25 protein-coding genes, 1 tRNA gene and 1 other RNA gene are annotated in these 24,510 nt (G+C 67.3%); 11 read left to right on the top strand and 16 right to left on the bottom strand.

Translation table 11 applies throughout. The annotated features are described in order from the left end of the window. Positions 1-69 precede the first annotated feature (69 nt). Entirely contained in the window at positions 70-750 is a 681-nt protein-coding gene (locus tag KF780_00870; GenBank protein MBX3560342.1) for a TetR family transcriptional regulator, read from the top strand. A gap of 101 nt (positions 751-851) precedes the next feature. Here the strand turns inward: KF780_00870 and KF780_00865 are convergent. Further along, positions 852-927, bottom strand: a tRNA-Thr gene (locus tag KF780_00865). A 139-nt stretch (positions 928-1,066) separates the two neighbouring features. Here KF780_00865 and KF780_00860 point away from each other — a divergent pair. From KF780_00860 to KF780_00850, 3 genes are all read left to right on the top strand, one after another. Beyond that, positions 1,067-2,356 carry a hypothetical protein gene (locus tag KF780_00860; protein MBX3560341.1) on the top strand — a complete coding sequence of 430 codons (1,290 nt, stop codon included), beginning with the start codon at positions 1,067-1,069 and terminating at the stop codon, positions 2,354-2,356. A gap of 68 nt (positions 2,357-2,424) precedes the next feature. After that, entirely contained in the window at positions 2,425-2,796 is a 372-nt protein-coding gene (locus KF780_00855) for a cupredoxin domain-containing protein (GenBank protein MBX3560340.1), read from the top strand. A gap of 92 nt (positions 2,797-2,888) precedes the next feature. Continuing rightward, complete coding sequence (locus KF780_00850) at positions 2,889-7,547, top strand: NAD-glutamate dehydrogenase (GenBank protein MBX3560339.1); 4,659 nt, start codon at positions 2,889-2,891, stop codon at positions 7,545-7,547. 109 nt (positions 7,548-7,656) lie between these two features. Here the strand turns inward: KF780_00850 and KF780_00845 are convergent, their stop codons facing one another. Genes KF780_00845 through KF780_00825 form a run of 5 tightly spaced genes read right to left on the bottom strand, consistent with a single transcriptional unit; the run spans position 7,657 to position 12,685 of the window. Further along, positions 7,657-7,881: a ribbon-helix-helix domain-containing protein gene (locus tag KF780_00845; protein ID MBX3560338.1), complete on the bottom strand. Its 225-nt coding sequence runs from the start codon at positions 7,879-7,881 to the stop codon at positions 7,657-7,659. Between the two features lie 4 nt (positions 7,882-7,885). After that, positions 7,886-8,704, bottom strand: coding sequence for a hypothetical protein (locus KF780_00840; GenBank protein ID MBX3560337.1), 819 nt, complete (start codon positions 8,702-8,704; stop codon positions 7,886-7,888). Between the two features lie 26 nt (positions 8,705-8,730). After that, on the bottom strand, positions 8,731-9,453 hold the full coding sequence (gene phbB, locus KF780_00835) for an acetoacetyl-CoA reductase (protein ID MBX3560336.1): 723 nt from the start codon (positions 9,451-9,453) through the stop codon (positions 8,731-8,733). A gap of 35 nt (positions 9,454-9,488) precedes the next feature. Beyond that, positions 9,489-10,460: a ferrochelatase gene (gene hemH, locus KF780_00830; protein MBX3560335.1), complete on the bottom strand. Its 972-nt coding sequence runs from the start codon at positions 10,458-10,460 to the stop codon at positions 9,489-9,491. Then, positions 10,457-12,685, bottom strand: coding sequence for a xanthine dehydrogenase family protein molybdopterin-binding subunit (locus tag KF780_00825; protein MBX3560334.1), 2,229 nt, complete (start codon positions 12,683-12,685; stop codon positions 10,457-10,459). The genes hemH and KF780_00825 overlap by 4 nt, the downstream gene beginning before the upstream one ends. A 137-nt stretch (positions 12,686-12,822) precedes the next feature. Here KF780_00825 and KF780_00820 point away from each other — a divergent pair, with 137 nt between their 5' ends. Next, the gene (locus tag KF780_00820; protein ID MBX3560333.1) at positions 12,823-13,101 is read left to right on the top strand and encodes an ETC complex I subunit; all 279 of its coding nucleotides are present in this window, start codon (positions 12,823-12,825) and stop codon (positions 13,099-13,101) included. 98 nt (positions 13,102-13,199) lie between these two features. On the opposite strand, the gene KF780_00815 is transcribed toward KF780_00820, so the two are convergent. From KF780_00815 to KF780_00795, 5 genes are all read right to left on the bottom strand, one after another. Next, a complete protein-coding gene (locus KF780_00815) occupies positions 13,200-13,745 on the bottom strand; it encodes a DedA family protein (GenBank protein MBX3560332.1) in 546 nt (181 codons plus the stop codon). Positions 13,746-13,932: 187 nt separating this feature from the next. Continuing rightward, a complete protein-coding gene (locus KF780_00810) occupies positions 13,933-14,460 on the bottom strand; it encodes an NUDIX hydrolase (protein MBX3560331.1) in 528 nt (175 codons plus the stop codon). After that, on the bottom strand, positions 14,457-15,137 hold the full coding sequence (locus KF780_00805; protein MBX3560330.1) for a hypothetical protein: 681 nt from the start codon (positions 15,135-15,137) through the stop codon (positions 14,457-14,459). The genes KF780_00810 and KF780_00805 overlap by 4 nt, the downstream gene beginning before the upstream one ends. Then, positions 15,137-15,964 (bottom strand): TPM domain-containing protein, encoded by an 828-nt coding sequence (locus KF780_00800; protein ID MBX3560329.1) that lies wholly within the window; start codon positions 15,962-15,964, stop codon positions 15,137-15,139. Before KF780_00800 ends, KF780_00805 begins: the two co-directional genes overlap by 1 nt. Positions 15,965-15,974: 10 nt before the next feature. Then, positions 15,975-16,559, bottom strand: coding sequence for a LemA family protein (locus tag KF780_00795; GenBank protein ID MBX3560328.1), 585 nt, complete (start codon positions 16,557-16,559; stop codon positions 15,975-15,977). A 74-nt stretch (positions 16,560-16,633) separates the two neighbouring features. Between KF780_00795 and mscL the strand changes: the two genes are divergently transcribed. Next, on the top strand, positions 16,634-17,062 hold the full coding sequence (mscL, locus tag KF780_00790) for a large conductance mechanosensitive channel protein MscL (protein ID MBX3560327.1): 429 nt from the start codon (positions 16,634-16,636) through the stop codon (positions 17,060-17,062). A 177-nt stretch (positions 17,063-17,239) separates the two neighbouring features. Here mscL and KF780_00785 read toward each other — a convergent pair whose 3' ends face one another. Further along, positions 17,240-17,818 carry a TetR/AcrR family transcriptional regulator gene (locus KF780_00785; protein MBX3560326.1) on the bottom strand — a complete coding sequence of 193 codons (579 nt, stop codon included), beginning with the start codon at positions 17,816-17,818 and terminating at the stop codon, positions 17,240-17,242. Positions 17,819-17,866: 48 nt separating this feature from the next. Here KF780_00785 and KF780_00780 point away from each other — a divergent pair, with 48 nt between their 5' ends. From KF780_00780 to KF780_00760, 5 genes are all read left to right on the top strand, one after another. Then, on the top strand, positions 17,867-18,316 hold the full coding sequence (locus KF780_00780) for a VOC family protein (protein MBX3560325.1): 450 nt from the start codon (positions 17,867-17,869) through the stop codon (positions 18,314-18,316). After that, positions 18,313-18,693 carry a nuclear transport factor 2 family protein gene (locus tag KF780_00775; GenBank protein MBX3560324.1) on the top strand — a complete coding sequence of 127 codons (381 nt, stop codon included), beginning with the start codon at positions 18,313-18,315 and terminating at the stop codon, positions 18,691-18,693. Before KF780_00780 ends, KF780_00775 begins: the two co-directional genes overlap by 4 nt. A 13-nt stretch (positions 18,694-18,706) precedes the next feature. Next, positions 18,707-19,084: a transfer-messenger RNA gene (gene ssrA, locus KF780_00770) on the top strand. 74 nt (positions 19,085-19,158) lie between these two features. Next, on the top strand, positions 19,159-19,407 hold the full coding sequence (locus tag KF780_00765) for a hypothetical protein (protein ID MBX3560323.1): 249 nt from the start codon (positions 19,159-19,161) through the stop codon (positions 19,405-19,407). Positions 19,408-19,457: 50 nt separating this feature from the next. Then, positions 19,458-20,750, top strand: a complete 1,293-nt coding sequence (locus KF780_00760) for an Nramp family divalent metal transporter (protein ID MBX3560322.1) — start codon at positions 19,458-19,460, stop codon at positions 20,748-20,750. Here KF780_00760 and KF780_00755 read toward each other — a convergent pair whose 3' ends face one another. The 4 genes from KF780_00755 to pnp form a co-directional block, all read right to left on the bottom strand. After that, entirely contained in the window at positions 20,751-21,047 is a 297-nt protein-coding gene (locus tag KF780_00755) for a type II toxin-antitoxin system RelE/ParE family toxin (GenBank protein ID MBX3560321.1), read from the bottom strand. After that, positions 21,044-21,301: a type II toxin-antitoxin system ParD family antitoxin gene (locus tag KF780_00750; GenBank protein MBX3560320.1), complete on the bottom strand. Its 258-nt coding sequence runs from the start codon at positions 21,299-21,301 to the stop codon at positions 21,044-21,046. The genes KF780_00755 and KF780_00750 overlap by 4 nt, the downstream gene beginning before the upstream one ends. 71 nt (positions 21,302-21,372) lie before the next feature. After that, the gene (locus KF780_00745; GenBank protein ID MBX3560319.1) at positions 21,373-21,906 is read right to left on the bottom strand and encodes a hypothetical protein; all 534 of its coding nucleotides are present in this window, start codon (positions 21,904-21,906) and stop codon (positions 21,373-21,375) included. Between the two features lie 177 nt (positions 21,907-22,083). Further along, on the bottom strand, positions 22,084-24,414 hold the full coding sequence (gene pnp / locus KF780_00740; protein MBX3560318.1) for a polyribonucleotide nucleotidyltransferase: 2,331 nt from the start codon (positions 24,412-24,414) through the stop codon (positions 22,084-22,086). Positions 24,415-24,510 lie beyond the last annotated feature (96 nt).

Here is a 24,510-nt window from a genome sequence, read left to right as displayed (position 1 = left end):
GGCAGGCGGTTTCTATCTGTGCGATGGCTTTCCCGCCGCCGCACGGGCCGGGAAGAGGAAGGATACGGGATGGCGGCGCCCAAGGGCGGATCACGGCAACGGCTGCTGGACGCCGCGGAAAAGCTGTTCGCGCAGAAAGGGTTCGACGGCACGTCGATACGCGATATCGCGGCACGCTCGGGCGATACGATCGGGACACTCAGCTATCATTTCGGCAGTAAGGACGCCTTGCTGGGTGAAGTCGTACGCCGCCGCTTCCATGCGCTCGGCGAAATGCGCCGCGACAAATATCGGGCAATTCGCGCCGAGAGGACGCCGGACCTCCACGATGTGATCCGATGCATCGTCGAGCCGTTTGTCGATCGAGCGCTGCGCGGCGACGAGGAATGGCACAGCTATATCGGCCTGCTAGGGCGGATGATGTATGCGCACGACAAGGATCATGCGGCGCAGATCGCCGACTTGACCGATCCGATCTCCGCCGAACTGCTCGGTTGGCTGCAGGACGCCGCACCGTCGGCCCATAGGGTCGATATCGCCCATGGCTACCGTTTCATGATCGCTGCGATGATCGACGCTTGCTCGGATCATTCCGCCAGACGCGTGGGACGCGTCACCGGGGAAACGGAAAGCCTGCTGGATTCCGATCAGGTTTGCGACAGGCTGGTCAAATTCCTGATTGCGGGTTTCTCGGCCGTCATCGCGCCGGATTGGCCGGCGAATGGCCACCGGCAAGGCCAAAAAGCCTGAGGCCGGCTGGCCGCTTATGGACTGCGGTTTGCGATAGAGTGGGGCTGGAAGCAGCGAACGACCCTTCCGCCGCTGCGCCCTGCGTTTCCTGCTTTGAGTGGTGGTGCCGCTTGTCGGACTCGAACCGACGACCCCATCATTACGAATGATGTGCTCTACCGGCTGAGCTAAAGCGGCGCGCCCGGGAAAGAGCGGGCCATTATCAGTGCGTCCGGCGAAAGACAAGCGGGCGGAGCGGGGTCAGGCTTAACCATATCTCAACCACGATCGGTGCAAGTTCGTCCTTCGTGAAGAGTGGCGGGAGCGTGGCGCCGGCATGGATAGTTTTCGGGGCTTCGAGGACGATGCGGCGCTGACGCCGATACCGGAGGAGGAGCCGAGGATGGAGGCTCCGCCGGAGATCGGCGTGGATGAGCGCCGGATGCACGTGCGCGCCTACAATTACTGGGTGTCGCTCCTCAACGGGCGCGACTATCCGTCGATCGGCGACGTTGATCCCCAAACGATCGGGGATTTCGGGCCGAACAGCGTGCTGCTCGATTTTTCGCGCAACGAACATGACCCCGGCATCGCCTTTCTGGGCGCTGCGCTGCGCGCTGAGTGTGCGCTGGAGCGCGACATCCAGTCGATCAGCCAGGTGCCGGCGCGCTCGCTCCTGTCCCGCCTGACCGACCATTATCTCCAGATCATCGCCAATCGAGCGCCGATCGGCTTCGAGGCCGAGTTCGTCAGCGATCTCGGCAAGAACATGCTCTATCGCGGCATCCTGATGCCGCTGTCGTCGAACGGCGAGGCGATCGACTTCATCTACGGCGTCATCAACTGGAAGGAGATGGCGGACAGCGAGATGCTGGACGGCATCGCCGGCGAAGTCGACCGGGCCGTGGCTGCGGCACAATCGCCTTCCGAGGGCGCGGTCTGGGCGGATGGCCCCAGCGCCGGCCTCGCCGAATTCCCCGACGACGCGGCGGCCGAGGCGGATGCGCCGACTGCCGACGACGCTACGCTGAGCCTGTGGTCCGATGCCGATGGCCTCGCCGACCGGCTGGTCGCCGCGCGCGAAGGCGCGGAGGCGGCGCTCGGTGCCGATCAGCGCAGCCGCGCCGCGCTCTACCGCGCGCTCGGCCTCGCTTACGATTTCGCGCTGGCGGCGGACGAGGATCCGGACGGTTATTCCGAATTGCTCGACGATGCCGGGCTGAAGGTCCAGGCGCGCGCCCCGATGACGCCGATCGTGAAGCTCGTCTTCGGCATCGGCTATGACAAGACCCGCCTCACCGAATTCGCCGCCGCGCTCTCCTGGGCGGACCGCACCGGGGTTCCCGCCGGTGCGCTCGCCGAGCTGATCGAGGGCCATGAAGGCGGCCTCAAGGGCATCGTCGCCGCGGAACGCGCCTTTCGCCGGCGCCCGACCAAGCCCGACCGCTGGGCGGAGATCCGTGCCGAGCTGCATGCCCGGCCGCCGCTGGCCAAGGTGGCTGTTTCGGTCGCAGGCAAAGACGATTTCGTCCTGCTGGTCGCGCGCCGTGAGGCGGATGGTCTCGCCATCGTCGCGCCGGTCGCCGATCCGAAGCTGGTCGAACAGGCGATCCGCAAATCCGCCTGATCCCGTGCTGGCCCCAGTCAGCGCAATCATGATATGAAGTCGGGCGCGGGGCTTTCGCGGAGGCCTTCATGCGTTTCTTTCCGCTTGCCGTTCTGCTTTTCGCCGCCGCGCCGGTTTCTACGCGGCCTCCCGTCATCGAGGTCCAGCTTTCCAGTTTCGCCTTCGCGCCGGAGACATTGCGGCTGCGCGCCGGCGCGCCGGTCACGCTCAGGCTCGTCAATGCCGGGAGTGGCGGCCACAATTTCTCCGCGCCCGAATTCTTCGCCGCCGTGACGATAGCGCCCGGACAGGGCGCTATCGTCGCGCGAGGCGCGATCGAGGTGCCCGCGCGCGGCAGTATCGAGATCGCGCTGACCCCGGCGCGGGGCCGCTACGTTTTGCGCTGCACCCATATCCTCCATACGGCGTTCGGGATGCGCGGCGAGATCGTCGTCGAATGACCGCGGCAAGCCTTGCCCGCGCGCGCGCGGCGAGGCTATAGGCCACGGCAAAATGGTCGGCCACTTTCGGCCGGTTCCGGGAGCGGTCGAATATGCAATCCCACGGCAAGTCAGCGCAGGGCGCCGATCATCGGCGTCTGACGGAGGAGCTCGTCCGCGTCCTGTGCGACGAGGCATTGCCCGGCGAGCTCGCGGACTTTCCCGTTGAAGAGCGGCGCGAGGCCGCCGCGTTCATCGCCGAGGCTGCGCGGCTGCGCCCGCCCGGCCTGGCGATCGTCCGTCTCGAATCCGCGGGCACCGAAATTGGGCGCCGGCGGATGCGGCTGTGCATCGCCAATGACGACATGCCGTTCCTGGTCGATTCGGTCGCCGCCGCGATCGCCGCGCGCGGGCTCATCATCCATCGCCTGCTGCACCCGGTTATTGCCGCCAGCCGCGACGCGGACGGGATGCTGATGTCGGTCGCGCCGGCCGGCAAGGGCGCGCGCGAATCGCTGATGTATCTGGAGATCGATCGCGCCGACGCGCGCGGCCGCGCCGAGCTTACGGTCGAGCTGCACCAGGCGCTCGCCGACGTGCGTGCGGCGGTCGAGGACTGGCCCGCCATGCAGGCGCAGATGCGCGCCGACGCCGCCTCGATCGAGGATGCGGAGGGACGCGCCCTGCTCGAATGGTTCGCCGAGGGGGCGATGACGATGCTCGGCTTCGAGGTCGAACGGCCCGACATGGCCTCCTCCCAAGGGCTCGGCGTCTATCGCTCGCCGAGCCCTCCTGACGAGGAAGGCGGCTCCGAAGGCGCGATCCGCTATTTCGAGAAAGGCGGCACGGTGCCGCTGTCGGCCAAGGCGGAGCGCAAGTCGACCGTCCATCGCCGCGTGCCGCTCGATCTGGTCGCGGTGCCGATCCGGGAAGGCGGCAAGATCAGCGGTATCGGCGTCCATGCCGGCCTGTGGACCAGCCAGGCGCTCAGTGCCCCGGTCGAGGACGTGCCGGTGCTGCGCCGTCGTCTCGCCGAGCTGGAGGCCGAGTTCGGCTTCGATCCGAAGGGGCATAGCGGCAAGGCGCTGCGCCACGCCTTCACCTCGCTGCCGCATGATCTGCTGGTCAATCTCGACCGGGATTCGGTGAAGTCGCTGGTGCTGACCCAGATGTCGCTGGCCGATCGGCCGCGCCCGACCCTGATCCTGGTGCGCTCGATCCTGAAAGGGCACCTCTTCGCCTTCGTCTGGCTGCCGCGCGATGAGCTCACCACGCGGCGCCGGGTCGAGATCGGCGAGATGATCGAGAAGGCCGCCAAGGGCGTGATCGGCAGCTGGTCGGTCGAGCTGGGCGACGGCGATCTGGCGCTGGTACGCTATACGCTCGGTGTATCGACCCGGTCGCCCACGCCGGATTCGGCGGCGCTCGATCATCGGCTGGACGAAATGGTGCGCGGCTGGGAGCCGGCCGTGGAGGCCTTGCTTGCCGAACGGGTTGGCACCAATCGTGCCGCGCGGCTCGCGCTCACCCACGCCGCCACCTTCCCCGCCGCTTATCGTGCCCGCTACCCGATCGACGACGCGGCGGAAGACATATTGCGCCTCGACGCGCTGGGTGGCGACAAGGCGCGCTCGGCGCGTTTCTACCGGCTGCCGATCGATCCGGACAATCAGCTCCGGCTGAAAATCTACCGGATGGGGGGGCTGCTTTCGCTGTCGGACGTCGTCCCGGTGCTGGAGAATTTCGGCTTCAACGTGCTGAAGGAAGCGCCGACCCGGCTGGAGGGTGGCAGCACCGGCCATATCCACGAATTCACCGTGGCGCTGCCCGATGGCGTTTCGGTCGTGCCGCTACTGGCGCGCGCCGATGTCATCGAGGAGGCGATCGCCCACGTGCTGGAGGGCGGGGACGAGAATGACGCGTTCAACCAGCTTCTCGTCTCAGTCGGCCTCGATCCTCGGGGCGTGGTGCTGCTGCGCGCCTGGTTCCGTTATCTGCGCCAGACCGGCCTCTCCTACGGCCTCGTCACTGTCGTCGAGGCGCTGCGCAAGGCGCCGGACGTCGCACGCGGCCTTATCGAGTTGTTCGGCGCGCATCACGATCCGGCGCTCGGCAAAGGCCGCGAGGAAACGGTCGCCGCCGCCGACAAGAGGATCGAGAAGGGGCTCGCGGCGGTCGCCGCGATTGACGAGGACCGCATCCTGCGGCTGATCCGCGGCGTGATCGGCGCGGTGCTGCGCACCAACGCCTTTGCCGGCGCGGGCCGCGAGGCGCTGTCCTTCAAGCTCGATTCCGCCGCCGTGCCCGGCCTGCCGGCACCGCGCCCCTGGCGCGAGATCTGGGTCTATTCGCCGCGCATCGAGGGCATCCACCTGCGCGGCGGTCCGATCGCGCGCGGCGGCCTGCGCTGGTCCGACCGGCGCGACGATTTCCGCACCGAGATCCTCGGCCTGATGAAGGCGCAGCTCGTCAAGAACGCGGTGATCGTGCCGACCGGCGCGAAGGGCGGCTTCTATCCCAAGCAGCTTCCCAACCCGGCCGAAAATCGCGACGCCTGGCTGGCGGAGGGCACGGAAAGCTACCGCATCTTCATGCGCGCCCTGCTCTCCGTCACCGACAATATCGTCGACGGCAAGGTCGTCCATCCAGCCGACGTGACGATCCGCGACGGCGACGATCCCTATTTCGTCGTCGCCGCCGACAAGGGCACGGCGACCTTCTCCGACATCGCCAACGCGATCGCGGTGGAGCGCGGCTTCTGGCTGGGCGACGCCTTCGCCTCGGGCGGCAGCCAGGGTTACGACCACAAGGCGATGGGCATCACCGCCAAGGGTGCCTGGGTCTCGGTTCAGCGCCATTTCCTCGAAATGGGCGTCGATGTACAGAAGGAGCCGATCACGATCGCCGGTGTCGGCGACATGTCCGGCGACGTGTTCGGCAACGGCATGCTGCTCAGCAAGGCGATTAAGCTGGTCGCTGCCTTCGATCACCGCCACATCTTCCTCGATCCTGATCCGGACCCGGCGACAAGCTGGAAGGAACGCAAGCGCCTGTTCGATCTGCCGCGCTCGAGCTGGGCCGACTACAACGCCGATTTGATCTCCAAGGGCGGCGGCATCTTCCCGCGCAGCCAGAAATCAATCCCGCTGAGCCGCGAGATCCGTGCCCTGCTCGGCGTCGAGGCGAAGGAGATGGAGCCGGCGGCTTTGATCAGCGCGATCCTGCGCGCGCCGATCGACCTCATCTGGTTCGGCGGCATCGGCACCTATTTGAAGGCCAGCCACGAGAGCAATGCCGAGGTCGGCGATCCCGGCAATGACGCGATCCGGGTCAGCGCCGCCGAGCTGCGCGCCAAGGCGATCGGCGAAGGCGCCAATCTCGGCGTCACCCAGGCCGCGCGCATCGAATTTTCGGAAGCCGGCGGGCGGGTCAACACCGACTTCATCGACAATTCGGCCGGCGTCGATTGCTCGGACAACGAGGTCAATATCAAGATCCCGCTCAACCGCGAGGTGATCGAAGGCCGGCTCGGCATGGACGCGCGCAACGCGCTGCTCGCCGAGATGACGGACGACGTCTCCGCTTTGGTGCTGGAGGACAATCGCCTGCAGACGCTGGCGCTCTCGATCGCCGAGCGCGGCGGTTCGGCGGCCCTGCCGCGCTTCGTCCGGGTGATCGAACTGCTCGAGGAGAGCGGCCGGCTCAACCGCGAGGTGGAGGGGCTGGAGAGCAACGAGGAACTGCTCCGTCGCGCCCAGCAGAATCACGGTCTCACCCGGCCGGAGCTGGCGGTCCTGCTCTCGACGTCCAAGATGCAGCTCCAGGCGGCGATCGAAGCGGCGGATTTGCCGAGCGATCCGACGCTGGAGCCGGAGCTGCTCGCCGCCTTCCCGCCGGCGATGCGCGAGCGGCACCGGGACGCGATCCTGGCGCACCGGCTGCGGCGCGAGATCATCGCGACCAAGATCGCCAACCGCATCGTCAACCGGCTCGGCATCGTCGCGCCCTTCGCGCTGACCGAGGAGGAAGGCGCTGCCTTCGGCCAGGCCGCGGCGGCCTTCGTCGCGGCCGAGCGGCTGTTCGACATGCCGGCTTTGTGGGCGGAGCTCGACCGGGCCGATCTGCCCGAGCAGGTGCGTCTGGCCCTGTTCGAGCACGCCGGAACCGGCCTGCAGCATCACATCGCCGATCTGCTGCGCTGCACGTCGCCGGACGAGCAGCCTGGCGAGATCGTGGCGCAGATCCGGCCCGGCCTCGACAAGCTCGCGGCCGCGGTCGACGACCTGTTGCGCGCCGAGCCCAAAGCGGAGGCAAGCGAGCGCCGCGCCGCGCTGGAGGCGATGGGTACGACGCGCGCGCTCGCGGCGCGGATCGTGCGATTGTTCGAACTGAACGGCGCGGTCGGCCTCGCCGTGCTCGGCCGCAAGCTCGGCGTCGATGAGGTGGCGCTAACCCGGGCCTATACGCGGCTCGGCGAGGCGCTGGGGCTCGATTGGGCCCAGAACGCCGCCACTCATTTCCAGGCGACCGATCAGTGGGAGCGGCTGCTCACCGCCGGCCTGGCCCGCGATTTCGAGCAGCTCCGGCTCGATTTCCTCGCCCGGCGCAAGAGTGCGGACCCGAATGCGGCGGTGGAGAAATGGGTGGCCGATCAGGGCGCCCGGATCGACCAGTTCCGCCGCACCGTCGACCGCGCCCGCGCGGCGGCGACCACCACCGCCCCGATGCTCGCCCAGATCGCGACGCAGGCCCGGGTGCTGCTGGGGCGGTGATATCGTCTCCCCTCCCAGCAAGGGAGGGGAGGGGGTGGGCGGCGCCGTCAGGCGCCCTGTCTTCAGGCGCAGGGTTCGCCGCGCTCGCGCTCACCTTTGCCCTCCCCTGTCAGGGCGTGGCGGTCGCCCGCGCGAACAGCCAGACGCGGATCGCGCTGGCGAGGTTGGGGGGATCGGGCATCGCGATGCGCTCGGCGTCGATCCGCGCCACCAGCGCGTTCACCGGCAGCCCGTCCGCCGCCGCCGCCTCGCGCAAGGCGTCCCAGAAGACCGGCTCCAGACTGATCGAGGTCGCGTGACCCGCGATCATGATCGATCGTTTGATGGGACTCATTCGATTATTCGGCAATGCCGTCGATTATTCCGATGGAATAGTCGAACAAGAGCAACCCCAACATGAACAGACTCGCGAAAGCCAGAGCGCCTTGGTTGAGCAAGGCGAGCGGGATCGCGCGGTAAATTCCACAGTATCGCCTGATGGCAAGCGCATACAGGATCATCGGCAAGCCGATCATGAGCAACGCAACAGTCCACCCCAGCGTACCTCCGATACTCTGCACGAACTGTGAGGTCTCTTCGGGCGGAACCTGATTCAGTGTTGTCGCATATTCCGGAGCAGGTCCGCGATAGGCGGATTCGCCGGGCAAACGACGCCGCAGCAATGCGAAGAGATGCTGTATCATCCAGACCGAAGCGCCGGCCACGGCATGGGAAAAGGTCATGGTCGCTTCGCTCAGTGCCGGTTCCTTGATTGCGGAAGCGGGCACGGCCGCTCGGTGTATAGAGGTGAAAGCAACCCAGAAAAAACCGAGAGCGCCTGCGCCATTCGCCAGCGCGGATCGCCAGAACAGGCTGCCGAGCGAGGCGCCTTTTTCCGCCCCACGTCGTGCAAAGGCAAGCAGGGGAAGTGTAACCACAGATGCCGCCAAACTTGCGATCATGATAGAGATGGTTGCGAGGACGCTTGGAATAAAAAGCAGCGCAATTCCGAGAACGGCTAAGACACCAAATCCGCCTCCCGTAGAATTGGTCTTCTCCAGTCTCGACTTGGCAACGTCCTGCCCTTGTTGCTCCGCCAGCGATCCTGGGATTGTGTGCGGGCTATGAAAACCTTTGATCCACTGCTCGGTATAACTTGGACGATCATTATCGTTCATCTCGATGTCCCCGACATGATCCATTCTCAATACATATGCTGGCCGCCGTTGATCGACAGGGTGCTGCCGGTCACGAAGCCCGCATCCTCGCCGGTCAGGAAGACGACGCCGCGCGCGATTTCCTCGGCTTTGCCGAGACGTCCGACCGGGATTTTCGCCACAATCTTCTCCAGCACCTCGGGCGGCACGGCGGCGACCATGTCGGTGTCGATATAGCCCGGCGCGATCGCGTTCACCGTGATGCCGGCGCGAGCGCCTTCCTGGGCGAGCGCCTTGGTGAAGCCGTGAATGCCGGATTTTGCGGCGGCATAGTTGACCTGGCCGTACTGGCCCGCCTGGCCGTTGATCGATCCGATGTTGACGACGCGGCCATATTTGCGGTCGTTCATGCCGTTCCACACCGCCTTGGCCATGTTGAAGCAGCCGCCCAGATTGATGTCCATCACATCGTCCCAGGCCTGCCGGTCCATCCGCTTCATCGTGCCGTCGCGGGTGATGCCGGCATTGTTGACCAGCACGTCCACCGGACCCAGCTCGCTTTCGATCCGCGCGACGCCGGTCAGGCAGGCGTCGAGATCGGAGACGTCCCATTTATAGGCCTTGATGCCGGTCCGGTCGGTGAAGTCCCGCGCTTTTTCGTCATTGCCGGCATAATTGGCCGCGACGGTTAGCCCCACGTCCCTGAGCGCGATGCTGATCGCCTCGCCAATGCCTCTCGATCCGCCGGTGACCACTGCTACGCGTGCCATGAATCGCTCTCCTGATCTTTTCTGTGAGAGCAGGCTTATGACGCGGGCAGCCATCCTTCAAGTTCGCGCGCGATCAGCGTGCGCAGCATAGCCATGCCGGGCTCGGCATCGTTGAGGCAAGGCAGATAGGCGAAGCGCCTGCCGCCCGCGGCTTCGAACGTCGCCTTCCCCCGGATCGCCAGCTCCTCCAGCGTCTCCAGGCAATCGGCCGAAAAGCCCGGCGCGACGATGGCGATATCGGTAACGCCTTTGCCCGGCAACTCGGCGAGCATCTTGTCGGTCGCCGGCTCCAGCCACTTCGCCCGGCCGAAGCGCGACTGGAAGGTGACGATCAGCTCGCGCCCCAGCGCATCGGACAGCAGCCGCGCGGTCGTCTGGCACTGGTCGTGATAGGGATCGCCGAGCGTCCGGCTGCGCTCCGGCATGCCGTGGAAGCTGGCGAGGATCGCCTGGGGCTGGAAATCGAGCGCGGCGAGCGAGGCTTCGACCGATTCCTTCAGCGCGCCGATATAGGCCGGGTCGTCATGATAGGGCGGCAGGAAGCGCAGCGCCGGCTGCCGGCGCAATGTGACGAGATGGGCGGCGGCGGCGTCCGCCACGGTCGCGGTCGTCGCCCCGCAATATTGCGGATAAAGCGGCGCGATCAGGATGCGTTCGCAGCCCTGTGCCATCAGTGCGTCGATCCGCGACGCGATGGACGGATTGCCGTAGCGCATCGCATGATCGACCATCGCGCCCGCGCCGAACGCGCCCGCCAGCGCCGCCGCCTGCCGCCGCGTGATCGCGGCGAGCGGTGAGCCCTCTTCGGTCCACACCTGCTTGTAGGCATGGGCCGACTTCCTCGGCCGCGTGTTGAGGATGATGCCACGCAGGAGGGGCTGCCAGACGAAAGGCGGGATTTCGACGACACGCCGATCGGACAGGAATTGCTTCAGATAACGCTTCACCGCCGCCGGGTCCGGCGCGTCCGGCGTGCCGAGATTGACGAGAAGGACGCCGATGCTCATCCGCCTTGCCCCACCCGAATCGGCAGCGCGCGAACGCGATTGCCGGTCAGCGCGAACCAGGCATTGGCGACGGCCGGCGCGGCGACCGGCACGGCGAGCTCGGTGACGCCGCCCGGATCGTCCTCGCTCTCGATCAGCTCGACGCTCACTTCGGGCGCGTCGCGCAGCCGGGGCAGGCCGTAATCGTCGATCGTCCGCGCGGTCGGCAGCCCGCCCTCGAACAACAGGGGCCGACCGGTCGCAAGGGAGATGCCATGGATCAGCCCCCCTTCGATCTGCTGCTTCACCAGCTCCGGATTGACGATCCGGCCGCAATCCACCGCGCAGACCGCGCGCGTGACGCGCACGCGCTGGTCCGTCGTCGTTTCGACTTCGACCAGAGCGGCGATATGCGATCCATAGGCGCTCACTGCCGCGATCCCCATATTGCTGCCCGGCGCGCCGCCGTCCCAGCCGCCGATCGCGGTGGCGGCGACGAGGCAGCGGCCGAGGCGTGGATTGCCGCCCAGCATGCCCATGCGGAAGGTAAGCGGATCGATCCCCGCCGCACGCGCCAGCTCGTCGACGAAGCATTCGGTGAAGAAGGAGGTATAGGAGCGCGCGCCGCCACGGGCGATGCCGGCGGCGATGCCGGTATCGGCGTCGACATGGTCGATCCGGACATGCGCGATGCCGTAGGGCGGCGGGGCGCCCGCCGCCGGGCCGCCGTCGGGGCGCAGGAAGCTGGCCGGCACGCCCAGCCGCCGCGCCAGCGCCGCCGAAGCGTCGGCTGCGGCGATCCGCGCCTGCCAGCCCTGAATGCGCCCGCCCGCAACCCAGGCGCTCATTCGCGCCGCCGCCGGCGGACGGAAGGCGTCGGCCTGGATCTCGTGGATGCGCGGCCAGATGACCTGCACCGGACGTTCCATCTTCAGCGCGATCACGGCGGCCTGGACGATCGCATCCGCCTCCAGCTTGCGGCCGTAACCGCCCCCGGCCAGCGTCGGATAGAGCGTCACCCGGCCCTCGGCCATGCCCACCGCCCGCGCCGCCGCCGCGCGGGCCATGCCCGGTGCCTGGATCGGCGCCCAGATGTCCAGCCGGCCGTCGATCAATCGGGCGGTGGCGACGAGCGGCTCGATCGCCGCGCTCGGCGCCGGGCCGACCGCATAGACCGCGTCGATCCGGCTCGCGCCCGGAAAATCGCCATCGACATCGCCCGTCTCGAACAGGGTCGATGCCGATCCGCTGTCGAGCGCGGCGGTCATCGCGGCCGCGATGTCGCGGCTGGCGGGCAGCCCGGCCGGAACCTCGTAGCGCGGATTGAGCGCGCTGAGCGCCTTGCCCGCCGCCCAGCCATTGCTCGCCACCACCGCGATCCAGTCCGGATTCTCGATCAGCTTGATCGTGCCCGGCACCCGGTCGGCGGCGTCCCAGTCCACGCTCACCCGCCGGCTTCCCGGCGGCGCGCCGCGCACCGCGACAAAGACCATGTCGCGCAACCGCACGTCGGCGGCGAACATCGCGGTGCCGTCGATCTTGGCGGGCAGGTCGAGCCGGGGCAGCGCCTGGCCGGTCAGCCGGTAATCGATGCCGCCCCGCGCCGGCAATTCGCCCGGAAGCTCGGCCTGTGCCGCCGCTTCGGCCAGCTCGGCGAAGGCGATGCGCTGCTCGCCGTTCCAGACGAAGCCGTCGCGGGTATCCAGCTCGCTCCAGTCCACCTGCCAGCGCGCCGCCGCCGCGACGCACAGCAAAGCACGGGCCCCCGCGCCCGCCTCGCGCAACCGCGCCTCGAAACCGCGCACCGAGGTCGATCCGCCGGTCAGCATCAGCGCATTGCGCGTCGCATATTCGCGCGCCGCCCAGTGATCCATGCCGAACGTGGCGGGGATCAGGCTGGCGTCGGCGGCCTCCTCGGCGGCGAGCAGATTGGCATAGAGCGGCCCGATCGGCGCCGGCTCGACGGAGACGGTGCGCCAGTCCGCGCCCAGCTCGTCGGCGAGGATCTGGGGAAGGGCGGTCCACGTCCCCTGGCCCAGTTCTGCCTGCGGCACGGCGACGATCACCCGCCCGTCCCGCCCGATCTTCAGGAAGGCGTTGAACAGGCTTTCGCCCTCGGCGGCGCGCAAATTGGGCGCGTAGGTGCGCGGCCACAAAGTCCAGGCCAGCACCAGCCCCACACCCGCGCCGCCGCCGACCAGGAAGGTCCGCCGGCTGATGCCTCTCCGCTCGCCACGCCGCGTCATGCGGCGGTGATAGAGGGGCGAAGCCAAGCGGGCTAGGCCCCAACCCACGTCATTCCGGCCTTCATTGGAATGACGGGGAGGTGCTTGATCTTGATTCCCTCTCCCGGATTCGGCACTGGCAGGCGAGAGGGAGCGATATGGCCGCGCGAATCTACCAGCGTTCGAAAAATGCGATGCAGTCGGGCAAGGCCCTTGTCGGCCAGTGGGTGCTGCAATTCGAATCGAGCGCGCCCAAGCGCCCCGATCCGCTCACCGGCTGGGCCGGCGGCGCCGATACGCAGGAACAGGTGCGCCTCACCTTCCCGACGCTGGAGGCGGCGCAGGCCTATGCGACACGCAACGGCATCGATGCCCACATCGTCCCGCCTGCCGCGCCGAAGCTCAAGCTCCAGGCCTACGCCGACAATTTCCGCTAAAGCGATTTCCAGTCAGACGGACTCGTCTGACGAGTCGAAAATCGCGGTGAAACAACAACCTGGAGCGGGCGATCTGTTCGATCAGATCGCAAACCGCACTAGGTCCGCTCCGCCGCACGCCGCTTGCGCCGGCCGCCGACCAGCCAGGCGGAAATTGCGCCCGCGCCGAGCGTCATGGCGACGATCAGCACGCCGAAGCCGACCAGATACTCGATCGGCATGTCGTCGATCGATCCCATCTTGCGCGCAGCCAGATAGCCCGGCGCGAGCAGCACTGGCACCCAAACGATCGCCGACAGCACATTGGCGACCTGAAACGGCCAGTGCCCCATGCCCATCGCACCGGCGATCAGCGGGATGGTGGCGCGGATCGGCCCCAGGAAGCGGCCCAGGAACACCGCCGCCACGCCATATTTCTGGAAGAAGAGCCGCGCGCGTGCCACCGTGGAGCGGTGCTTCTGCATGATCCGCCAGCGCTGGACGGAGGGCCCGATGCGCCGCCCGATCAGGTAGGAAACCCAGTCGCCCAATATCGCGCCCGTCACAGCCCACAGATAGATGGGCAGCGGATCGAGCACGCCGGTGCCGACCAGTCCGCCGAACGTGATCATGATCGCGGTCGCCGGCACCAGCAGCCCGACCATGGCAAGCGATTCGGCGAAGGCGAGGGCGCCGATGATCGGGCCGGCCCACAGGCGATGCTCGGAAACAAAGGCCGCGAGATCGGCGGCAAAGGTCGTGCTCACAAGGGTCCCGGTCCGTTAGGGAAAATCGCGCGGGGCACCCGTTAGCTAGGGGCGCGCGCGTGAGTAAGTCAAATCCGGCGAGATATCAGGCCAGCAGTTCCGCGCTCAGCAGCAGGAGCAATTTGACGTCGATCGCGCAGCCCTCTTCGCGCTTGGCCTTCACGAACAGATGCACATCCTCCACCGGCACGCGGTGCACGACGATGTCCTCGTCCGCCACGCCGCCCCCGTCGCCGGTCTTGCGCACCCCTTCGGCGCGTAGCAGCGTGAAGCCTTCGGAAGTCATGCCGGGCGAGCTGTGAAACCGGCCGAGGTCGGTCATCGAACTGGCGCGATAGCCCGTTTCTTCTTCCAGCTCGCGGATCGCCGCCGTCGCCGCTTCCTCGCCGACCTCCTCGTCGCCGACCAGTCCGGCCGGCAGCTCGAGGCAGTTGCGCCCCAGCGGCACGCGATATTGCTCGACGAGCAGGACATGACCGGCGTCGAAGGCGAGGATCACGGCGGCGCCGATGCCCCGCGTGCGCGACACATATTCCCATGTCCCGCGTGTCTTGGCGGCGAGGAACTTGCCTTCCCATGCGATGCGTTCGGGTTCGTCGGGCGTGGGTCTCACAATTCGACCACTCTGTCCGGCAATTCGTTAGGATTGTCTTCCTCTGGCGGCAGGATTTGCGCGAGGACCGCGCCGATCTTCGCCACCGCGAGCGCCATGCCCTGGCCCGGCCGGTCGCCCTTCGTCTCCGCGATCAGCACGGCCATCGCCTCGCCCCAGATTTCGGGTTCGACCTTCGAATGGATCGCCCGGTCGGCGACGATCTCGGCGCGATGCTCGGCGAGCGAGAGATAGACCAGCACACCGGTGCGGCCTAATGTCTTCTGCTCGGCGCCGGTGCGGAAAATCTCGATCGCGCGGCGGCGTACACGGCGCGTCTTGGTGCGCCCCGGCGTCAGCGCCATCCGGAGCGGCATCCAGGCGAGCGCGTAGCGCGCGATCAGGAAGGCCAGAATCATCGCGACGAACAAAGCCAGCATCAGCCCGCCGCGCGTCGGCTCGCCGTTCCAGCCCAACCACCAGGCCATCGCGCCGGTCACCCAGGCTTCGGGCAGGATCGCGATGATGCCCGGCACGGCGAGCATGGCGAGCACCGCATAATGGAGCCCGACATCGTGATAGGCATCGGACCGCGCCGCGACGACGGTGACGATCTCGCCGCTGCTCTCCCGCTCCGCCGCCACGATCGCGGCGGTGACCAGCTCGTGATCCTCCTCCGACAGGTGCACCGCCCGCATCACCATCCCCCCGAAGCACCGCCGCCGCCGGACGATCCGCCACCGCCCGAAAAGCCGCCGCCGCCGCTCCAGCCGCCGCCACCGCCGCCCCAGGAGGAGCCGCCGCTTCCCCAGGAAGAGCCGCCCGAAGAGCCGTTGTTGCGGCTGGCCTCCTCCAGCAGTTCCCACAGGATGATCCAGCCCAGGCTGTTGCCGGTGCGATAGGAACGGCCTTTCGCCGCCCGGCTCGCCAGCGCGAGGAGGACCAGGCCGATAATGCCGATCCACATGAAGATCGGCAGCATCGAGCCGTCGCCGCGCTCGCGGTCCGCCGTCGCGGCGGCCAGCGCCGCCGCGGCCTGCGCCTCGGCTTCCTCGGGCGACGCCTGGAGCTGCGCGATGATCGCGTCGGCGCCGGCCGCGATGCCGCCGGGATAGTCGCCCGCCCGGAAAAACGGCGTGATGTCGTCGCGGATGATCCGCCCGGCCAGCGCGTCGGTCAGGACCGGCTCCAGCCCGTAGCCGACCTCGATCCGCATCCGCCGCTCGGCGAGCGCGACGAGCAGCAGCGCGCCGTTGTCCGCGTCCGCCTGGCCCAGTTGCCAGTGCCGGAACAGGCGGTTGGCATAGTCCTCGATCGGATAGCCTTGCAGGTCCGGCACGGTCGCGACGACGAGCTGGCGGGTCGTCGCCTGCTCCAGCGCCGCCAGCCGGCCGGTCAGTGCCTCCTCCTGCGCCGCGTCGAGCAGCGCGGCATTGTCCACCACCCGGCCGGTCAGCTCCGGGAAAGTCTGCGCTGCCGCCGGCGCGGCCGCGACGAGCGCGAGGAAGAGGAGCAGGAGCCGCAAGGGCGCCGCTTTACTGCCGGTTGCCGAGATCGACGGTGGGCGCCCGTTCGGCGCCTTCCTGTGCCTCGAACGGCACCATCGGCTCCGATCCGTAGATCACACGCGCGCCGACCAAATCGGGGAAGGTGCGGATGCGGGTGTTGTAGGCCTGGACGGCGGCATTGTAGTCGCGCCGGGCGATCTGGATGCGGTTCTCCGTGCCTTCGAGCTGGCTCATCAAAGTCGCGAATTGCTCGCTGGAGCGCAGCTCGGGATAGCGTTCCACGGTGACCAGCAGGCGGCTGAGGGCCGATCCAAGCTCGGCCTGCGCATTGGCGAAATTCTGCACGGCCTGCGCATTGGTCGGATCGACCTGGACCGTTCCAGCCCGTGCCCTTGCTTCCGTCACCTGGGTCAGCACCTCGCGCTCCTGGTCGGCGAAGGCGCCGACCGTTCTCACCAGATTGGGGATGAGATCGGCGCGGCGCTGATACTGGCTCTGCACGTCGGCCCAGCGCGCCTTGGCATTCTCCTCGGCGGTCGGGATCGAGTTGATCCCGCAGGCGGACAGGGCGAGCGCCATCGGCGCGAGCAGGGCGAGAAGACGGGCACGCATCGGCAATCCTCTTCTTTGCAAGGCGTCGTTCGCGACGTAAGCATTCGGCTACGGCTCCGCAACGGGAGGAAGCGATGCTTCAGGAATTCAAGGCGTTCATCGCGCGCGGCAACGTGCTCGATCTGGCGGTGGCGGTGATCATCGGCGCGGCTTTCGCGACCATCACGACTTCGCTGACCGAGGACATGATCATGCCCGTGATCGGTGCCATCTTCGGCGGGCTCGATTTCTCCAGCTACTTCGTCCTCCTGGGCCCGGTGCCGGAAGGATATGCCGGGTCGGTCAACGATTATGCCGCGCTGAAGGCAGCCGGCGCGCCGGTGCTCGGCTACGGCCAGTTCATCACCGTGGTGATCAACTTCCTGATCCTCGCCTTCATCATCTTCCTTTTGATCCGCACCGCCAACAAGATCGTCGCGCAGAAGGAGGAAGCACCGGCCGAGGATCCCGCCGATATCGTGCTACTGCGCGAGATCCGGGACGAGTTGAAGAAGAAGGGCTGAACGAGGCGCGTATCGCCTGTGCCTTGGCGCTGGCGGGCTGCGTCAACGCCCCGCCACCCGCGCTCGGTGCCCGGCCGGAGGTGATGCTGGAGCGGCGTGGGCGTGCAGTCGGGCGCGACCGTCACCGATCTCCGGGCTGGCCTGACCCGCGCGTTTCGCGGAACCGCCAACGCCCTTTCACCCGCGCCAGGTCAGTTCCACCAGAGTTTTCGCCAGCGCCCGTTCGAGCGGCTGGTGGCCCATGAACAGGCGATAGAAGACCGGACCGTAGAGCATGTCGAGCAGCGCCTCCTCATCCGCCGGCGCGCCGATCTCCCCCGCCGCGACCGCCTCGCGAAGGATCGCGCGGCCGTTCTCGCGGCTGGCGAGGATCACGCGGTTGCGGAAGGCGCGGGTATATTCGCTGTCGGGATCGGCGGAGGCGAGGGTGCGCGCGATCTGCCGCCCCCTCGTGGTGGCGAAGACCTCGATCAGGCTTTCGATATGGGAGACGAGCCGCGCCCTGGCGGTCGGGCCGGCGGGGTCGGCGGCAGCGGCCGGCGGCAGCAACGCCGCCATGGCGAGTTCCTGCGCATTGGCCCAGTGGCGATAGAGGGTCGGCTTGCTGACTCCGGACCGCGCCGCGACCGCTTCCATGGTGAGCCGGCCGAAGCCCTCGGCGAGCAGGATGTCGCGCGCCGCTTCCAGCGCGCGCCGGATGCCGACCTCGTTGCGCGGCCGGCCGCGGGCCCTTTTCGCTCCGGTCGATTGACTCATTACAAAACGGTACGTAACGTAAATGTGATTCGGGTCAAGGAGGTTCTGTTGAACGCTCAGGTTACGAACGCCACCTGTTATCTGGTCGTGAACGGCGCGGCCGACGCCATCGCCTTCTACGGGCACGCCTTCGGCGCCACCGAAATTTTCCGGATGACCGATCCGGCGGACGGACGGGTCGGTCATGCCGAGCTGCGCTTCGGCGACACGATCGTGATGATCGCGGACGAATATCCGGATTTCGGCGCGCTCGGGCCCGATACGATCGGCGGGTCTCCCGTCACCATGGTGCTGACCACTGATGCGGTCGACGAGCTGGTCCGCCGGGCGGTGGCGGACGGCGCCACCCTGCTGCGCGCGCCCGCCGACCAGAGCTATGGCGAGCGGGTGGCGCAGGTGCTCGATCCGTTCGGCCATCGCTGGACCCTGAATCAGCGGATCGAGGAGGTCTCACCGGACGAGATGCAGCGCCGCTGGGAAGCGGAGACATCGGCATGAGCGCCGACCGGGATGCGCTGGAGGCGGCCGAGCGGAGCTTCAACGAGGCGATGGTGTCCAACGAAGTCGTCCGAATTCGCGCGTGCATCACGCCCGACTGGGTGCTGGTCACGCCGGAGCGTGGCCCGGTCGCCGGGGCGCATGTCCTGGCGGCGATTGAGAGCGGCGCGCTGACGCATGACTGGATGGTCAAGACCACGCATCATATTCACCAGATGGGCGATGTCGCGACGGTCACCGGCCGAGGCCGGAATACCGGTACCTTCCGGGGCGAGCCGATGGAAGCCGACGAATGGATCACCGACGTCTATCATCGGCAGGACGGGCGCTGGCGCTGCGTGCTGACCCATCTGACGCCGGCGGCCGAGTCGGCCTGATCGTCGCGGCCGCTCACTTCACATTAAGGCCCGCACGCCTATATAAGGCCCTGCCGGGTTCGCCCGGCTATGGCGATAAACGACGGTGTGCAATAGGCACAGCGGACCCGGGGGCAGTACCCGGCGGCTCCACCAAGAGCTGAGTCCGCATAGGCGGCACGCTTCATATGTGTCGGCTTTGCGACTCTCTGCTTCTGATGGGGCCGAACCAGGATCGACGTGTGTTGAAAAGCACCGACTTTCGCTCGGAAGGGGCCACCGCGACGGCTCATCACACAAGTGCCAACGATAACGAGGCGCTCGCGATTGCCGCGTAACCAATGACCTCACGGTCTAGGTTACAAGGACAAAAGCGCGGTCGGGCCGCACCGGGCAACAGAAGCGGATTCCAGCGGTACGGGAGGCACCGGGCAACAGAAGCCTCCCACCTTCCTCTTTCGCGCTCGTCCTCCTAGAATGGCGCGCATGACGCGCTTCCTTCCCCTCGTCGCCCTCACTTTGCTCGCCGCCTGTTCGCGCCAGGCCGAGGCGCCCATCGCCAACGGCGCCGAAGCGATGAACGCGGAGATCGAGAACCGGGCGAACGCGTTGGAGGCCGAGGTGGAAAACCGCGTCGCCGCCATCGAGGCGCGGATGCAAAGCGAGATCGACGCGCTGGCGAACGGTCCCGCCCCCGCCGAGGCCGAGCCGGCGGATGCGAACGCCGCGAACTAGGCGCTTCCTCCGATCCGTGCCAGACTGGCCGAAACGGCGAGGGGAGTGTGATGGCGGGAGCGGACGGACAGGCTGAAGCCATGGCGTCCGCCCCGGACGCCCCGCCCGCCGGCCTCGCCCGCTGGAAGCTGATCGGTCCCGGCATCGTCGTCGCAGTCACCGGCGTCGGCGCGGGCGATCTGGTGGCGACGCTCGTCGCCGGCTCGCGTTTCGGCTATGCCCTGCTCTGGGCCGCGATCGCCGGCTGCATCCTGAAGATCGCGCTCGCCGAAGGCACGGGCCGCTATCACCTCGCGACCGGCTCCACCATGCTGGAGGGCTGGCGCGCGCTGGGCCGTTGGACGAGCTGGTATTTCGGCATCTACATCGTGCTGTGGGGCTTCGTGTACGGCGGCACGGCGATGAGCGCGACGGCGCTGCCGCTCGCCGCCTTGTTCCCCGATCTGCTCCCCTTCTGGGCCTGGGGCGCCGCCGCCGGCCTGCTCGGCGCGACCTTCGTCCTCTTCAACCGCTACCGCGTGTTCGAGGCGGTGATGAAGTTCTTCATCGCCGTGATGTTCGTGATCGTCGTCGGCCTCGCCGTCCTCGTCGCACCCAATATCGGCAACATGGCGACCGGCCTCGTCCCGACGCTCCCGCCCGGCTCGGCGATCTTCACCCTGGGGCTGATCGGCGGGGTGGGCGGCACGATCACGCTCGCCGCCTACGGCTATTGGGTGAATGCGAAGGGGTGGCGCGGGCCGCAATGGATCGGGATGATGCGGCTCGACAACCGCGTCGCCTATGCCGCCACCGGCCTCTTCGTGATCGCCATGCTGATCGTCGGCGCGGAGCTGCTCCATGCGGCGCAGATCGCGCTGGCGGGCGGCGATCGCGGCCTGCTCGATCTCGGCGCCGTGCTGGCCGATCGCTTCGGCCCCACCATCGCCACCATCTTCCTGATCGGCTTCGCGGCGACCACCTTCTCCTCGCTGCTCGGCGTGTGGCAGGGCGTCTCGCTCCTCTTCGCCGATTTCGTGCGCAGCCTCCGCCATGCCCCGGGCGAGGCCGGCGCCGCGCCCGACGATCTCGACAGGTCCACGCCCTTCCGCCTCTACGTCCTGTGGCTCACAATCCCGCCGATGACGCTGCTGCTGCTCGGCCAGCCCTTCGCCCTCATCATCGCCTATGGCGCCTTCGGGGCCTTCTTCATGCCCTTCCTGGCGCTCACTTTGATGTGGTTGCTCAATTCAAGCCATGTCCCCGCGCAATGGCGTTCCGGCTGGCTCTCCAACGCCCTGCTGACGGTGGCGAGCGGTTTGTTCGTGGTGCTGTGTGTGCATCAGGTCTGGTCGCTGCTCTGATCAGTCCGGAAACAGTATCGCCGCATAATCCATCGCACCGTGCAGGATATGCAGCACGTCCACTTGGCCTTCGCCCACACGGTAGAAGATCAGGTAATTGCCATGCACCCGGTGGCGCACGCCCAGCGCTTCGTAGCGCGGCACCAGCGCAAACCGCTCGGGAAACTCGGCCAGCCCCAGACAGGCAGCGCGCAGCTCGGCGAGAAAGCTCAAGGCCCGCGCCGGATTGTCGGCGGCGATATGATCGCCGATCGCCTCCAGGTTCCGCTCGGCCTCGGCCGTGAGCCGGACGATCATTTCCGGCCGGCGGCCAGTGCGCGATACTTGCCCTCAAGCCGGTCGAACACCTCTTCGGCGGGCACCGTCCGCCCCGCCTCGGCATCGGCCAGCCCCCGCGCGATCGACGCATCCAGCGCCGCCAACCGCGCCTCCCGCTCCTGAATCAGGCGGACGCCTTCGCGCAGGACTTCGCTCTTGCTGTTGTAGCGTCCCGTCGCCACGAGATCGGCGACAAAGCTTTCCAGTTTTTGACCGAGGTCTGCACTGATCATGGGAATGCCTCTTTTGCGAATATTATAGCCGATTTATCAACTGTTATCAAATGGCAAAATGTCGAGGCAACTTACCGCTCAATGGGTTGCGATGGCTCCGCCATCTCGGGCGTGGTTTCCGCTGGCTCTTCGCGGGGATGGTGGCGGCAACCGGCGGGAGCGTATTGGACGGCGGGGCAATCCTCCGGATGGAAGAAGTAATAATCCTTGATGCCGCATTCCGGTTCGATCGGTCGCCGGGGTTCGACGGCCAGAAGCTCTCTGCGCATCTCTTCGGCCGTGCGTCGCACCAGTGGATTTTCGCGGCCGCATGACACGGTGTAAACAAGGGCGGCGCATCGCCGACCGCTTTGTGGCGTCGCTGCATACCAACGGATGTCGCGGCGAACTATTCTCCCTCTGATCGGACCACAGCTGGCCCCTTGCTCCCGCATCATCCGGAGCCGGCCTTGCTCCCAACGGGCGTCGTAAACCTGTGGCTCGGAAAAATAGCCGGCACGAAATGTATACCCGGTACGATTGGGAGCCCAGGTCCGATCGGCAACCATGATTTCCGGCGGGGCGTGAATACAGCTTGCGGTCAGGCCTGCCGCCAGAAGAATCAATATTGTCTCCTTCAATCTGGTCATGCTGCCGGCTTAATAGAGCGGCGGTTACTTTTCCGTGGAATACAAAAAGCCCCGCCATCGCTGGCGGGGCTTCTCGTTTCAGGCTGGACCCCGGCCCTCGGCGAAACCGAGGTTTATCCTGAGCAACGCCGAAGGGCCGGGGAACAGGCAGGCTTAATCATCATCCCGCGTCAGAAACGCCGGCGCGAACTCGGGCTCCGGCCCGTTGTCGCCGCCGTCGCGCCGGGGGCGGTCGCCCCGGTCGCCGCGCTCCGAACGTTCGCCGTCGCGACGCGGGCCACGGCCGCGACCGCCACGGTCGCCGCCACCACGGCCACCCCGATCCCCGTCACGCCTCGGCCCGCGATCGCCACGCTCGCGCGGCTCCCGCGGGGGCCGCGTGTCCTCCAGCTCCTCGCCCGTCTCCTGGTCGACGACGCGCATCGACAGGCGGACCTTGCCGCGCGGATCGATCTCGAGAACCTTGACCTTCACTTCCTGGCCTTCGGAGACGACGTCGGTCGGCTTTTCGACCCGCTCGTTCTTCATCTCGGAGACGTGGACGAGGCCGTCCTTGCCGCCCATGAAGTTCACGAACGCGCCGAAATCGACGATGTTGACCACCTTGCCGGTGTAGATCTTGCCGACTTCCGCCTCCTCGACGATGCCGGCGATCCACACGCGGGCCGCCTCGATCTGCGAGAGATCGGACGAGCTGATCTTGATCACGCCCTCGTCGTCGATATCGACCTTGGCGCCGGTGGTGGCGACGATCTCGCGGATCACCTTGCCGCCGGTGCCGATGACGTCGCGAATCTTCGCCTTGTCGATCTGCATCGTCTCGATCCGGGGCGCGTGGGCGCTGAGCTCCTCGCGGGTGTGATCGAGCGCCTTGGCCATCTCGCCCAGGATATGGGCGCGGCCTTCCTTGGCCTGGTTGAGCGCGGTCTCGAAAATCTCCCGGGTGATGCCGGCGATCTTGATGTCCATCTGCATCGTCGTGATGCCTTCGGACGTGCCGGCCACCTTGAAGTCCATGTCGCCGAGATGATCCTCGTCGCCCAGGATGTCGCTGATGACGGCGAAGTCCTTGCCTTCCAGGATCAGGCCCATGGCGATGCCCGACACCGGCCGCTTCAGCGGCACGCCGGCGTCCATCATCGATAGCGAGCCGCCGCAGACCGTCGCCATGGACGAGGAGCCGTTGGACTCGGTGATGTCGGAGAGGACGCGGATCGTGTACGGGAATTCCTCATGCGTGGGCAGCACCGGGTGCAGCGCCCGCCACGCCAGCTTGCCGTGGCCGACCTCGCGCCGCCCCGGCGCGCCGAAGCGGCCCACTTCGCCGACCGAATAAGGCGGGAAGTTGTAGTGGAGCATGAAGCGCTCGTAGGAGAGGCCGGTCAGGCCGTCGATCATCTGCTCGGATTCCTTGGTGCCGAGCGTGGTCGTGCAGATCGACTGGGTCTCGCCGCGCGTGAACAGCGCGGAGCCGTGGGTGCGCGGCAGGAAGCCGACGATCGCCTCGATCGGGCGGATCTGCGTCGTGGTGCGCCCGTCGATCCGCTGGCCGTCCTTCAGGATGGCGGTGCGGACGATCTCGGCCTCGAGCTTCTTGCCGAGCTTGAGCGCGGCCATCTGGTCCTGCGGGGTCGCATCGGCGAACGCCGCCTTCGCCTTGGCGCGGGCCTCGTTCAGCGCATTGGAGCGGGCGGACTTGTCAGTCAGCTTGTAGGCCGCCGCGATGTCCTTGCCGATCAGATCCTTGAGCTTCTTCTTGGCCGCGCTGAGATCGGCCTGCTCGGCCATTTCCCACGGGTCTTTGGCGGCCTTCTCGGCCAGGCTGATGATCGCGCCGACGACCTTCTTGATCTCGTCATGGGCGAACAGCACGGCGCCGAGCATGACCTCTTCCGACAGCTCCTTGGCTTCGGATTCGACCATCATCACCGCGTCGTGGGTGGCGGCGACGACCAGGTCGAGCGCGCCTTCCTTCACCTCGTCCATCGACGGGTTCAGGCTGTACTCGCCGTCCTTGTAGCCGACGCGCGCCGCGCCGATCGGGCCCATGAAGGGCACGCCGGAAATGGTCAGCGCCGCGGAGGCCGCGATCATCGCCAGGATGTCGCTCTCGGTCTCGCCGTCATAGCTCAGCACCTGGGCGATGACGTTGATCTCGTTGTAAAAGCCTTCCGGGAAGAGCGGGCGGATCGGCCGATCGATCAGGCGGCTCGTGAGAGTCTCCTTCTCGGTGGCGCCGCGCTCGCGCTTGAAGAAGCCGCCCGGGATGCGCCCGGCGGCCGAGAATTTTTCCTGATAGTGGACGGTGAGCGGGAAGAAATCCTGCCCGTCCTTGACCGACTTGGCGGCGGTGACCGCGCACAGGACGACCGTTTCGCCATAGGTCGCGAGCACCGCGCCGTCGGCCTGGCGGGCAACGCGGCCCGTTTCGAGCGTCAGCGTCTTGCCGCCCCACTCGATTTCGACTTTCTTCATGTTGAACATCTGTTTTCCTTACCTCCCGCGCGCCCGATGCGGCGGGGGCCTCATGTGCGGGCATCATGCCCGTTTGTGCCGGACCCCTATGGCCCGTTCCCGTCG

The organism is Sphingomonas sp. (assembly GCA_019635535.1).
Lineage (GTDB): Bacteria > Pseudomonadota > Alphaproteobacteria > Sphingomonadales > Sphingomonadaceae > Allosphingosinicella.
The sequence above is the reverse complement of the archived record's forward strand: the minus strand, read 5'-3'. Positions and strand labels throughout refer to the sequence as shown.